This is a genomic window from Streptomyces sp. NPDC018026 (assembly GCF_044327745.1).
Taxonomy (GTDB): domain Bacteria; phylum Actinomycetota; class Actinomycetes; order Streptomycetales; family Streptomycetaceae; genus Streptomyces; species Streptomyces rubrogriseus.
Genome location: NZ_JBIRFY010000004.1, coordinates 259,444 through 271,696, shown reverse-complemented (window position 1 = coordinate 271,696; position 12,253 = coordinate 259,444). Strand labels below are relative to the sequence as shown.

The 12,253-nt window shown below is 69.3% G+C and carries 8 protein-coding genes; 2 read left to right on the top strand and 6 right to left on the bottom strand.

Annotated elements, in window-relative coordinates; translation table 11 throughout:
• Window positions 1–3 precede the first annotated feature (3 nt).
• From ACH4D3_RS15230 to ACH4D3_RS15210, 5 genes are all read right to left on the bottom strand, one after another.
• Window positions 4–1,257 (bottom strand): putative T7SS-secreted protein, encoded by a 1,254-nt coding sequence (locus ACH4D3_RS15230; protein WP_398321809.1) that lies wholly within the window; start codon window positions 1,255–1,257, stop codon window positions 4–6.
• Window positions 1,258–1,259: 2 nt separating this feature from the next.
• Window positions 1,260–1,571, bottom strand: a complete 312-nt coding sequence (locus tag ACH4D3_RS15225; RefSeq protein WP_356821883.1) for a hypothetical protein — start codon at window positions 1,569–1,571, stop codon at window positions 1,260–1,262.
• A gap of 95 nt (window positions 1,572–1,666) precedes the next feature.
• On the bottom strand, window positions 1,667–1,966 hold the full coding sequence (locus ACH4D3_RS15220) for a WXG100 family type VII secretion target (RefSeq protein WP_087807860.1): 300 nt from the start codon (window positions 1,964–1,966) through the stop codon (window positions 1,667–1,669).
• Window positions 1,967–2,253: 287 nt separating this feature from the next.
• On the bottom strand, window positions 2,254–2,895 hold the full coding sequence (locus tag ACH4D3_RS15215; RefSeq protein ID WP_398321805.1) for a hypothetical protein: 642 nt from the start codon (window positions 2,893–2,895) through the stop codon (window positions 2,254–2,256).
• Between the two features lie 136 nt (window positions 2,896–3,031).
• Window positions 3,032–3,331, bottom strand: coding sequence for a WXG100 family type VII secretion target (locus ACH4D3_RS15210; protein WP_240330467.1), 300 nt, complete (start codon window positions 3,329–3,331; stop codon window positions 3,032–3,034).
• A 435-nt stretch (window positions 3,332–3,766) separates the two neighbouring features.
• Between ACH4D3_RS15210 and ACH4D3_RS15205 the strand changes: the two genes are divergently transcribed.
• Both ACH4D3_RS15205 and ACH4D3_RS15200 read left to right on the top strand, forming a co-directional pair.
• Window positions 3,767–4,987, top strand: a complete 1,221-nt coding sequence (locus ACH4D3_RS15205; protein WP_398321802.1) for an RNA-guided endonuclease InsQ/TnpB family protein — start codon at window positions 3,767–3,769, stop codon at window positions 4,985–4,987.
• A gap of 86 nt (window positions 4,988–5,073) precedes the next feature.
• Entirely contained in the window at window positions 5,074–9,681 is a 4,608-nt protein-coding gene (locus ACH4D3_RS15200; RefSeq protein WP_398321799.1) for an FtsK/SpoIIIE domain-containing protein, read from the top strand.
• Between the two features lie 89 nt (window positions 9,682–9,770).
• Here the strand turns inward: ACH4D3_RS15200 and ACH4D3_RS15195 are convergent, their stop codons facing one another.
• Window positions 9,771–12,077, bottom strand: coding sequence for a PQQ-binding-like beta-propeller repeat protein (locus ACH4D3_RS15195; RefSeq protein WP_398321796.1), 2,307 nt, complete (start codon window positions 12,075–12,077; stop codon window positions 9,771–9,773).
• Between the last annotated feature and the right edge of the window lie 176 nt (window positions 12,078–12,253).

Below are 12,253 nucleotides of genomic sequence, written 5' to 3'. Positions count from 1 at the left end.
TCCTTACCCAGTGGGGGCGAGTGCGGAATGGAATGCCGTCGACCGCGGTTTCGGGCTTGGCTGCGGCGATGGCGACGGTGCGGGCCGGGGCCCTTGGTTCGGTGTCCTGCCCCCATTGGACGAGTCGCCGAGTTCTTCGAACCGGTTCTTCAACTTCACCACGCCGTGTACGCCCAAATTGACCAACGATCCACCCTTGATGTATCGCGTAAGGACTTCAGGGTTGAATCCACCCGGCGGCAGTTTGATCTTGGTGATGTCCTTGCTCTTCAAGAACTTCGAGGCCCAGACGACTCCCTTGTTGAAGTTCTTCACCGCGAAGCCGTTGGTGAATCCGGACCAGATGGCGTTCCTCGCGGCGAGCAGGCGTGCACCCTTTGCCGCCGCTGTGAGGCCCTTGATCGCCCCGAGTCCGGGAATGATACCCAGGACGTCGAGGCCCATCTTGAGCAGGTCGAGCTTTCCACCTCGAGCGAAGTAGTCATAAAGACGTCCTGACAGCGCGGTGGCACTCATCACTCCGGCTGCAACGACGAGGAACACCGCGAGGGTACCGCCGGAAAGAACAACCGCAGCCACCAAAGCCGCCACTGCCAAAAACGTCCCCACGGCGGAAAACAAGTCAGCGTGGTCCGCGATCCAGTTCATGAAGCCTCCGGGGTCCTTGACCCCGTCATGGTGGATCACGTTCTTGATCTTCCGGGCGGCATCGCGCGCCGCATCGTCGCGGATGGCCTTCGCCCTCATGATCTTTTTTTCGCCTTCGAGCATGAGCTGCGCGGCATCGTCGCTCTTCTTCTGCTGCTTGCTGTGCTGCACCGCGTCGTCGCCCGTCAGCACTTTCCCGTTGAGCGGGTCCAGGATCTTGTTGGCGGCCTTGTAATCGACCTCGGCGTCCCGATACTCCTGAAGTCCCTTGTCCGCCAACTGCTGGGCCCGGTGCAGCTCGCTGGCGTACTCGGACGACTCTCCACCTCCCTCCCGGACCTTGGTGCCCATGGCGATCGCGGCTTCGTCGTAGCGGTCGTAGGCGTCCTTGAGGCGACTCGATGTGTCGCCCGCGATCTCGTGGAACGCCCGGCCGGCGTCGCTGTCCCAGCCGTCGACCGACGCCAGCGCCTTGATGTTCCGCGCCTGCTTGTCGATCTCGTCTGCCATGCCGCGCAGCTCCTTGCCGAGCCGCGCCACCTCGTACGGGTCGCCGGGCACCGGATCGGAGTCGTACATCGGTGACCAGTCCTGCGGACGGGCTGTCACTGCTACTTCTCCTTCTTCCCGCTCTTCTTGGCGTCCCTGAGCGCGTTCGCCAGCTTGTGGTCGACTTCGTCATACGCCTTGGCCGCGTTACCGGTGTACTTGGCGAGGTTCTCGATGTCTTCCATGAGCTTCTTGCGGTTCTTCTTCCAGGTGTCGGAGAAGTCGCTGAAGACGTCCCGCAGTTTGTCGCTGCCCAGCGCGTCGCCGTACTCGTCGGCGGGGTTGCCGTTGTCCTTGAACTCCCGGTGCATGCGGTACAGGGACTTCGAGCATTCCTTGATCACGTCAAGGTCGAGCCGAGTTCTGTCTGCCACCCGTTCAGACTTTCTTCCTCAGGCACCGCCTCGTCCGGGCACGGCTGGACACGGTATGTGCCGCCTCACGCCCGGACAAGGGAGTGACGTCGACATCAGCCCTTGGCGCCCTTGGCCAGCTGCTCGTCCAGGTCCTCGTACGCCTTCTTGGCGTTGGTGAGGAACTTGGACAGGCCCTCCAGGCCCTTGACGGTCTTGGCCGCGCCCTTGGTGAAGTCCTTGATGGACTCGTCGTACGCGCCGGAGGCCTTCTGCGTGGTGAAGCCGTTCGCGACCAGCTCCTCCACACCCTTCTCGATGGCCTTCAACATGTCTTCCATGTCGCCCATCGCCTTGATCAGGTCGGTGGCCTTCTTCTCCATCTCGGCATAAGTAAGGTCCGTGTCCTTCGCCATGACAGCTCTCCCTCCCCACCGCCTCAGGGCCTTCCCCCGTGGCGTAACTGGCGCGGTCCACCCGGCCGTTCGTCCACCAGCCGTCCGCATGAGCAAAGATCCTACGGGTGGAGCTGTTGAGGCGACAGGGACGCCTGACGGCGGAAACGTGAAGCGGTGCACATATCGGCCAGTGAAGGCGCCTCGGCCCTGCAAGGAGTCCCGGTGGCCCCCTATCACCCGCCTATCACCCGCCAGGGACCACCGCAGTTCACTCCCAGTGCAGCGTCCCCGCCACCTCCGTCCGTTCAGGCCGAGACGCCTCCCGCCGGGAGCGGAGTGACGCGCATGGTCCGAACCGCTTCGTCGGCCAGTTCGGTGATCTGTTCCGCGAGGGCGACCTTCTCCCAGATCACCGTGACGACGATGAGACTCTCCATGCCGGGTGGGAAGACGGCGTACTTGATGAACCCGGCCAGCTTGCGGCCGAAGCCGAGCATCCGCTTGACCTTGAGCATCGCCTGAATGCGCACGGCCGGCCCCGCGGCCAGCTCGAGGCGGGTGATCTGGGGGTCACCCGTGACCTGCGCGTTGCCCCACTGCAGAAGCAGCGGGATAACCTCTTCCGGGCCTGGGCGGGGTACACCCTCGTCTCCGTACGAGTCGACCGTGAGATTGGCCAGGGCCTCGCCCGCCTCGGAGTAATACGCCGCCGCGAGGGTGGGCACGTCGTCGTTGAGGTCCACGGCCCGCGCGACCATGTCGTCGAAGACCGCGCTCCTCTCGATCTCGAGGCCGAGCGGATTGAGCCGGTTCACGACCTCCGTGGCCAGCGCCTTGGCCTCGGACTCCGTACCGTCGTGCAGAGTGAGATCGATCCAACCGGGCTGGAACTCGAAGGTGCACTCGAAGGTCTCATCCAGCGGAGCGGGATCGTCCGGCGTGGTCATGCTCGGACCTTTCGTGCGGATACGGGCGAGGCTCAGCCGATTCCGGCCACCTTCTGGAGGTTTGTCCAGTCAGACGACCCGGTGCGACAGGACGCTCGCGCCCCGCCGCACCGGGCTGTGTCGCGTGTGTCCCGGCTCAGCCCTTGGCGCTCTTGGCCAGCTGCTCGTCCAGGTCCTCGTACGCCTTCTTGGCGTTGGTGAGGAACTTGGACAGGCCCTCCAGGCCCTTGACGGTCTTGGCCGCGCCCTTGGTGAAGTCCTTGATGGACTCGTCGTACGCACCGGAGGCCTTCTGCGTGGTGAAGCCGTTCGCGACCAGCTCCTCCACACCCTTCTCGATGGCCTTCAACATGTCTTCCATGTCGCCCATCGCCTTGATCAGGTCGGTGGCCTTCTTCTCCATCTCGGCATAAGTAAGGTCCGTGTCCTTCGCCATGACAGCTCTCCCTCCCATCGCCTCAGGGCCCTCCCCCGTGGCGTGACTGACGCGGTACACCCGGCCGTTCGTCCACAGGCCGTCCGCACGAGCAAAGATCCTACGGGCGAGGCACTTGCGACGACAGGGACGCCCAGCAGCAGAAACGTGAACCGGTGCACATCCCGGCCAGTGCGGCCCTGCGCATCCCATTGCACGGGGGCGATGCACGGCGGCTGTGGTGTTGCGACGCGGAGCGTCGCCGGAGCCCGGATGTGGTCCCGGAGCACCCGTATGGCCACCAGCATGCCCCAAGGCAAAGGGAACGCGTGTGCCTGTGATCACTGGCCGGGGTGGCGGTTGCGGGATCGTCGGGTGCGTGTGCGGCTGTCGTACGTATGGTCGCAGGGGTTGGGGACGGCACGGTGTCCTGGCCGTGGCCGGAAAGGGGGCTAGATGGCGCAGGTGGGAGCGAGTGAGAAGGTCGGGCATGCCCGGTACACGTACCGGTTGCGGGTGTCGCCCACGGCTGGTGCCCGTCTGGCGGCGGAGTGGGGCCGGTGTCGCTGGGTGTGGAACGAGTGCGTCGCCAAGTCGCGGGCCGTGCATCTGCACAACAGGGCGAGTGGTGAGAAGGCCGCGTGCGGTCCGGCGCAGCTGGACCGGATACTGACCGGGGCCCGTGCGCGGACGCCGTGGCTGCGGGAGGGCTGCTGCGTTCCCCAGCAGCAGGTCGTCCGCGACCTCGGTCGCTCCCGCGCCAAGGCGCACAAGGACATCGCGGAACGTCTGCCCGTGGCGCGCCGGGCCGGGATGCCGACGTGGAAGACACGGCGTGAGGCGTTGGCGACCCTGAACTACACGCGGCGCGGTTTCCGGTTGAAGGACGGCCGGCTGTATCTGTCGGGCGGCATCGTCGTAAGAGTGGTGTGGTCGCGGGAGCTGCCGGCCGAGCCGTCCTCGGTACGCGTGTACCAGGACAGCCTCGGACACTGGTACGCCTCTTTCGTCGTCCCCGCCCAGGTCCAGCCCCTACCCGCGACCGGTCGCGTCCTCGGTGTCGACTGGGGTGTGAAGGAGACCGCGACCACCACGTCCGACGCGCACGACCTGCCGCACCCCGGGCACGGCGGCAAGGCGAAGGGGAAACTCACCCGGTACGACCGGATGATGGCCCGCCGCAGGCCGAAGAAGGGGACGCCCGGATCGAGGGGCTACCGGACAGCGAAGAGGCTGCGGGCGAAGGAGCACAGGAAGGTCGCCCGGCAGCGTGCGGACACCGGCCGCAAGTGGGCCAAGAAGGTCGTCCGCGACCACGATGCCGTAGCGGTGGAGGACTTCCGGCCGAAGTTCCTGGCCCGGTCGACGATGGCCCGCAAGGCCGCTGACGCCGCCATCGGCGCCACCAAGGCCGCTCTGATCGAGATGGGACGCAAACACGGGCGGGACATCCGCCTGGTCCACCCCGCCTACACCACGATGGACTGCGCGCAGTGCGGAGCGAGAGCCAAGCACGCCCTGCCGCTGGGTGAACGCACGTACACTTGCACCGCCTGCGGAACCACAGCCCCACGGGACAAGAACTCCGCACGCGTCATGCTCGTCCGGGCTGGTCTCAACCCGGCTGGCGCCGATGGCGCAAGACCTCCTGGAGCGCCGCTCCAGGAGGCAGCCTGAGCCAGGAATCCCCTCCCCCAGGGAGGGGAGGATTCAATGTGTTCAGCGTTCCGGGGGGCGGCCTCAGCCCAGCGAGGAGGACGAACGTGCGCCTGAGTCTGACCGTCGTCGACCCCGTCGGCGGAGCCAGCACCGATGTGGTGCTCGACGCCGATCCGGAGTCGTCGGTCGGCGACATCACTCGGGAGCTGGCGCGCCATGTCGGTGTCACCGGTGGTGCGGACATCATCCCCATCGGCGGGCGACCCGGCCCCGGCGGTACACCGCAGGCCTTCGTCGACGGCTACGCCCTCGACCCTGACGCCAACATCGTCGGCTCACCACTGCGCGAGGGCGCCGTCGTCAGCCTGCACGATCCAGCGGGCTGCGTGTCCGGCGAGCCGACGGGTGTCGTGGAGTTCCGCGTGGCCGGCGGTCCCGGGGCCGGTGCCGTGCACCGGCTGGGTGTCGGTCGGTACGACATCGGCAGCGGCCCGGCCGCGCACCTGCGCATCGACGACCCCGAACTCGCCACGCGTGCCGCCACTCTGTCCATCGCCATGGACGGCACCTGCGACGTCACCCTGCACGGCATCGAGCCGAAGAACGCCGGGGGCGAGGAGAAGGAGGGGAAAGAGGGGAAGGGCGGCGGCGACAGGGCACTTCCTCGGCTCGACGGCGAGGGGTTCGAGGGTGGCAGCTGGCCCCTGGGGTCCCAACTCGCCCTCGGCAACACGCTCCTGGAGATATCCGGATACTCCCCTCCCGACGCCGCCCTGAAATGGTCGGAGGACGGAGCCGGGCTCGACTACAACCGGCCTCCGCGACTGCGTCCGGCGGAGCGCAAGACACAGTTCCGGCTGCCTTCTCCGCCCAGGGAGTACGAAGTCCGGCCGCTGCCCTGGCTGATGGCCTTGTTCCCGCTGGTCGGCGCGGTCGTGTCCGTCATGATCTTCGGACGCTGGTACTACCTGATCATGGCTCTGCTGAGCCCGGTCATGCTCTTCGGCAACTACTTCAACGACAAGAAGCACGGCCGCAAGTCCCATGCGAAGCAGGTCAAGGAGTACAAGGAGACCAAGGAGCGGATCGAGAAGGACGCCCAGGACGCGCTGCGGCTGGAGCGGCTCGACCGACGCGCCGCCAGCCCCGATCCCGCCTCCGTGCTGGCCTTCGGTACCGGCCCGCGTACCCGGTTGTGGGAGAGGCGGCGCACGGACGCCGACCATCTGCTCCTTCGGGTCGGCACCGGCCAGGTGTCGTCCGAAGTCGTTCTCGACGACCCGGAGCAGGACGAGCACAAGCGTCAGGTCACCTGGGAGATCGAGGATTCTCCCGTCGCGCTGCCGCTGAGGGACCTGGGCGTCATCGGTGTCGCCGGGCCCGGCGACTCGGCGCAGGCGCTCGCGAGATGGGTCGTGGCGCAGACCGCGGTACTGCACAGCCCGATGGACGTTCAGTTCTACGTGCTCACCGAGAACCACGCGCAGCCGCGCTGGGACTGGGTGCGCTGGCTCCCGCACGCCCGCCCCACGAGCGGCCAGGACGTCAACGTGGTGATCGGGACGGACTCCGAGACCGTGAGCGCCCGGGTCGGCGAGCTGACGCAGTTGCTCGACGCCAGGCAGAAGGCCCTGAAGGAGAACAGCAGCGGTGGTGTCGGCCCCGCCTTCTCCGACCCGGACATCGTCGTCGTGTGGGACGGGTCGCGCCGGCTGAGGTCGCTGCCGGGCGTGGTACGGCTCCTGCGGGAAGGGCCTGCGGTCGCCATGTACGCGATCTGCCTGGACGAGGAGGAGCGCTTCCTGCCGGGGGAGTGTCAGGCTTTCGTCGTCGCCGAGCCGGTGGCCCACGACGCCGTCGCCGCCGCACGGCCCGGCAACGCCCCGCAAGCCGCCGCCGGTGGCTTCCCCTCCTTCCAGGCCTGGCACCAGGGCGCCCAGCAGAACCAGCAGACCGCCGAGCGGGCCCCCGAGCTGCGACTGCGCGTCGAGCAGACGGGTGCCCGGCGCCGGTCCGGCGTACGGCCCGACCTCGTCTCGCCCGCCTGGTGCGCCCGGCTGTCCCGGGCGCTGGCGCCCCTGCGGGACATCAGCGGCGAGACCGAGGACTCCGCGCTCCCGTCCTCGAGTCGGCTCCTCGACGTGCTCCAGCTGGAGCCCCCGACCCGCGACGACGTCGCCGCGCGCTGGCGCATGGGCGGGCAGTCCACCATGGCGGTCATCGGTGAGTCCTACGACGGTCCCTTCGGCATCGACATCCGGCGCGACGGCCCGCACGGCCTCATCGCCGGTACGACCGGTTCGGGCAAGTCGGAGCTGCTCCAGACCATCGTGGCCGCGCTCGCCGTCGCCAACACCCCCGAGAACATGACGTTCGTCCTCGTCGACTACAAGGGCGGGTCCGCCTTCAAGGACTGCGTCAAGCTCCCGCACACCGTCGGCATGGTCACCGACCTCGACGCGCACCTCGTCGAACGCGCCCTGGAATCGCTGGGCGCGGAGCTGAAGCGGCGCGAGCACATCCTCGCCGCCGCCGATGCCAAGGACATCGAGGACTACCAGGACCTGGCGCGCCGGGACCCGTCCCACGCGCCCGTGCCCCGGCTGCTCATCGTCATCGACGAGTTCGCGTCCATGGTGCGCGACCTGCCGGACTTCGTGACGGGTCTCGTCAACATCGCGCAGCGCGGCCGCTCCCTCGGCATCCACCTCCTGCTGGCCACCCAGCGGCCCAGTGGTGTCGTGTCGCCCGAGATCCGCGCCAACACCAACCTGCGGATCGCCCTGCGCGTGACCGACGCCGGTGAGTCGACCGACGTCATCGACGCTCCCGAAGCCGGTCACATCGCCAAGAGCACCCCGGGCCGCGCGTACGTCCGGCTCGGCCACGCCTCCCTCGTTCCCTTCCAGTCCGGCCGCGTCGGTGGCCGCCGCCCGGGTGCCGCCGATCCGGCGGCGCTCGCCCCGTGGGCCGGGCAGCTCTCCTGGCAGGAACTGGGGCGGGCCGCGCTGACGAAGCCCAAGACCGAGGCGCGGGAGGACGACGAGATCACCGACCTCAAGGTCCTGGTCGACGCCATCCGGGAGGCCAACCAGAGCCTCGGCATTCCGGCCCAGCACTCTCCGTGGCTGCCCGCCCTGGACGAGGCCCTGCTGTTGGACGACATCGCGGAGGTGCGCAGCCAGGGGGCGCTGCCGGCGGCCCCGTACGGCATCGCGGACCTGCCGTCCGACCAGGCCCGCCGCCCCGTGGTCGTCGACTTCGCCACCTTCGGGCACCTGCTCGTCGCCGGTGGTCCGCGCAGCGGCCGTTCGCAGGTGCTGCGGACCATCGCTGGCTCGCTGGCCCGCACCCTGTCGAGCGCCGACGTCCATCTGTACGGCATCGACTGCGGCAACGGCGCCCTGAACGCGCTGACCCGGCTGCCGCACTGCGGCGCGGTCGTCAGCCGCAATCAGCAGGAACGGGTGATCCGGTTCTTCAATCGGCTCACCGGTGAACTCACCCGTCGGCAGGACCTGCTGGCCGAGAAGGGCTACGCCGACATCGGGGAGCAGCGGACCGCCGCGGCCGAGGACGAGCGACTGCCCCACGTCGTGGTCCTCCTCGACCGCTGGGAGGGCTGGCTGCCCACGCTCGGCGAGTACAACCACGGCGACCTCACCGACCAGGTGATGGCGCTGATGCGCGAGGGGGCCAGCGTCGGCCTGCACCTGGTGATCACCGGTGACCGTCAACTGCTGACGGGGCGGATCTCCTCCCTCACCGAGGACAAGTACGGTCTGCGCCTCGCGGACCGGGGCGACTTCTCGTTGCTGGACATCAACGCGCGCAAGATCCCCGAGGAGATTCCGCCCGGCCGCGGCTTCGCGAGCGGGACGGCGACCGAGACCCAGTTCGCGCTGCTCGCCGAGGACACCACCGGTCAGGGGCAGGCCGCCGCGCTCGCCGCGATCGGTGAGGCGGCGACCGCCCGGGACGCCGGCCTGCCGCGCTCCCGCCGCCCGTTCCGCGTCGACGTCCTGCCCAGCCGGATCTCCTTCGCCGACGCCTGGGCCATGCGCGACCCGGTGGCGAGCGCCTCCCCGCTGTGGGCGCTGGTCGGGGTCGGCGGCGACGAGCTCACCGCCTTCGGCCCCGACCTCGCCCAGGGCGTCCCGGCGTTCGTGATCGGCGGGCCCGCGAAGTCCGGGCGCAGCACGGTGCTGCTGAACGTCGCGCGCTCCTGCCTCGCTCAGGGCGTACGGCTGGTCCTGGCGGCACCCCGCCCGTCCCCGCTGCGTGAACTGGAGGGAACGGAGGGCGTGCTGAAGGTCTTCACCGGGCGGGACATCGACGAGGACGAGATGGAGGAGCTCGTCGGGACGGCCAGTCCCGAGCAGCCGATCGTCGTCCTGGTCGACGACGCGGAGGTGCACGACGACTGCGACGCGGAGGACATCTTCAAGCGCATCGTCGAACGCGGGGTGGAGGAAGGTCTGGCCGTCGTCATCGCCGGTGACGAGGAGGAGATCTGCGACGGCTTCTCCGGCTGGCAGGTCGACATGAAGAAGGCCCGCCGCGGCATCCTGCTGTCTCCGCAGGACAGCTCCGCGGGAGAACTGATCGGCATCCGCACGAACCGGAGCATGGTCGGCGGCCAGATCACTCCCGGCAAGGGCATGCTGCACCTCGGCAGCGGGGAGCACCTGACGGTCACGACGCCGATGTGACGGGCACCGGCCGCCCGGAAAGGGCAACGGCCACCCGGAAAGGACGACGGGCCGCGGGACCGAGAGGTCTCCGCGGCCCGTCGTCCTCGCTACACCGCCGGCAGCGCGTAGATCTCCTGGCCGTGGGTCGCCAGCAGCCGGTTGCCCGCGAGGGCCACCTGCCACGGCTCGCCGGCGGCCTTGCTGTCGGTGTACGTCCAACGGAGCTTGCCCGTCCGCGTCTCCAGGGCGACGATGCCGCCGTCGACGGCGCCGGTGGCGCCGTACAGGGTCGAGCCGACGCGGCGGAACGACTCCGGGCCGTCGACGTCCAGTTCGTCGCAGAGCCAGTTCCGCTTGCCGGTCCTGACGTTCACCGCCCATACGCCGTCGTCGTGGTCGCTGACGTAGAGCACGCCGTCGACGACCGTCGGGTTGTCGAAGCCGCGGCGGCCGGCCGGGGGGAGTGTCCAGGCCGTTTCGCCCTTCTCCACGTCGACGGCCTCGAGTTCGTCGCCCGGCAGGAAGACGAGGCCGTTCGCGACCGTGGGCTGCCAGGACCACTCGTCACCGGTCTTCTTGGTCCACAGCTGGCCGCCGGTGGCGGTGTCCCGGACGGTGAGGTTGAGGTTCGAGTCGGCGTAGACCAGGTACTTGCCCGAGGCGGTGCCCTGGACGTCGTAGTCCTTCGTGCCCCAGTCCCGATGCTGGATCCACGTCTTCTTTCCCGTGGTGTGACTGACGGCCGCGACGGCCGTGCGGTACTCGGTGGCGCTCTTGGACCGGCCGTAGTCGGTCGCCGTGACGTAGACGTTCCTGTCGTCGATCGCGATGGTGTCCTCGACGGACAGCTGCTTGCCGAGGCGGCTGCGCCAGGCCTCTTCGCCGGTCTTGACGTCGTAGGCGACCAGAGCGCCCTCGTAGTCGCCGTCGGCGAGGAACAGCTTGCCGTCGTGGAAGAGGAGTCGGGCCCCGGGCCGGCAGATGCCCGCCTTGGTCCAGCGGGCCTTGCCGGTCCGGACGTCGTAGGCCACGAGCGGGTCGCCGCTGACCAGGAGCAGTCCGTCGTGGGTGAGGAGCGGTACGCGCGGGCTGGTGCTGTCCTTCCCGGCCGACTTGTGCCACAGCGGCTGGGGGGCCACCCCGGCGGGCGGAGTCGTGAAGCCGTCGTCCGCCGGATCGGCCGAAGTCCCGGTGCCGGGTGTCCCCTTCGCGTCGTCGGACGCGTCGTCGGACGTGAGCGCCCAGGCGATACCGCCCCCGGCCACCGCGACGGCGGCCGCGCCGCCCAGGGCCAGGCCGAGGACGCGACGACGGGAGCGGGCGGGAGCGGCTTCCGCGGTCTCTCCGAGTCGGACGGTGCCGGGCAGCGGGGTCCCGTACGCGGGTGCCGGGGTGCCGCCGGGCGTCGTGCCATGAGCGGCCGTTCCGGTCGACGAGGCGCCGTCGAGCATGGTCGGTGCCGGGCCGAAGCCCGTCGCCGGGTGGTTCTCCGGCTGCGGAGCGGTCCGCGGCGTTCCGGGTGCCTCCAGGTCCAGGATTCCCGCGGCATGGGTCGCGATGGTCGATGCGACGGCCGACGGCAGCCAGTCGTGCAGGGCGGCGTCGATGCCCTGCCCGGCCAGCGCCGCGACGATCTCACCCGGCGCCGGACGCTGCGCCGGGTCCTTCATCAGGCAGGCGCGGACGAGTCCCAGCAACGACGGGGGCACGTCCGTCAGGTCGGGTTCTCCGTGCACGACCTGGTAGAGCATCCCCGCGTGCGAGGTCGTGCCGTCGCCGAAGGCGGCCCGCCCGGTGGCCGCGAACGCGAGCACGGAACCGAGGGAGAAGACGTCACCCGCGACGCCGACGTCCTTGCCCGTCGCCTGCTCCGGCGACATGTAGCCGGGCGAGCCGACCACCACTCCGGTCTGGGTCATACGGCTGCCGTCCACCGCCCGTGCGATGCCGAAGTCGATGAGCCGGGGTCCGTCGGCGGCGAGCAGAACGTTGGAAGGCTTGAGGTCCCGGTGCACCAGGCCCGCCGCGTGGATGTCCCGCAGCGCCGCGGCGAGACCGGCGGCCAGTGCGCGAACCGTGCGTTCGGGCAGCGCCCCATGGGCCGCGACCACGTCGGTCAGATCGGGACCGAGGACGTAAGACGTGGCGAGCCAGGGCAGCGGCGCGTCCGGGTCGGCGTCCGCAACGGGGGCGGTGAACCGGCCGGAGACCGCCTTCGCGATCTCGACCTCGTGCCGGAAGCGCTCGCGGAAGTCGTGGTCGGCGGCGAGGTCGGGGCGGACCACCTTGACGGCGACGGTACGGCCGCCGGGCGATCGGGCGAGGTAGACGCGGCCCATTCCACCGGCGCCGAGCCTTCGCAGGAGGCGATAACTGCCCAGCTCCCGCGGATCGTCCGACTGCAGTGTCTCCATGGCGGGCCTTCCCCGTAGCGAAACCTTGACGAACGCCTTGACGAACGGTCATCTCATCACCGGTGCTCGTATCGCAGACACAGTAGTGACAAAGGGGGCAGGGCCATTACGGGCAGGGCCATTACCGGGCAGCGTCATCACCGGGGCATGGCGCGGCGGATGCGGAGGCAGTGGGC

Excerpts from the sequence above, each read along its gene's own strand:
- ACH4D3_RS15205 (WP_398321802.1), top strand. The coding sequence starts at position 3,767 with ATGGCGCAGGTGGGAGCGAGTGAGAAGGTCGGGCATGCCCGGTACACG.
- ACH4D3_RS15220 (WP_087807860.1), bottom strand. The coding sequence starts at position 1,966 with ATGGCGAAGGACACGGACCTTACTTATGCCGAGATGGAGAAGAAGGCC.
- ACH4D3_RS15215 (WP_398321805.1), bottom strand. The coding sequence starts at position 2,895 with ATGACCACGCCGGACGATCCCGCTCCGCTGGATGAGACCTTCGAGTGC.
- ACH4D3_RS15210 (WP_240330467.1), bottom strand. The coding sequence starts at position 3,331 with ATGGCGAAGGACACGGACCTTACTTATGCCGAGATGGAGAAGAAGGCC.
- ACH4D3_RS15195 (WP_398321796.1), bottom strand. The coding sequence starts at position 12,077 with ATGGAGACACTGCAGTCGGACGATCCGCGGGAGCTGGGCAGTTATCGC.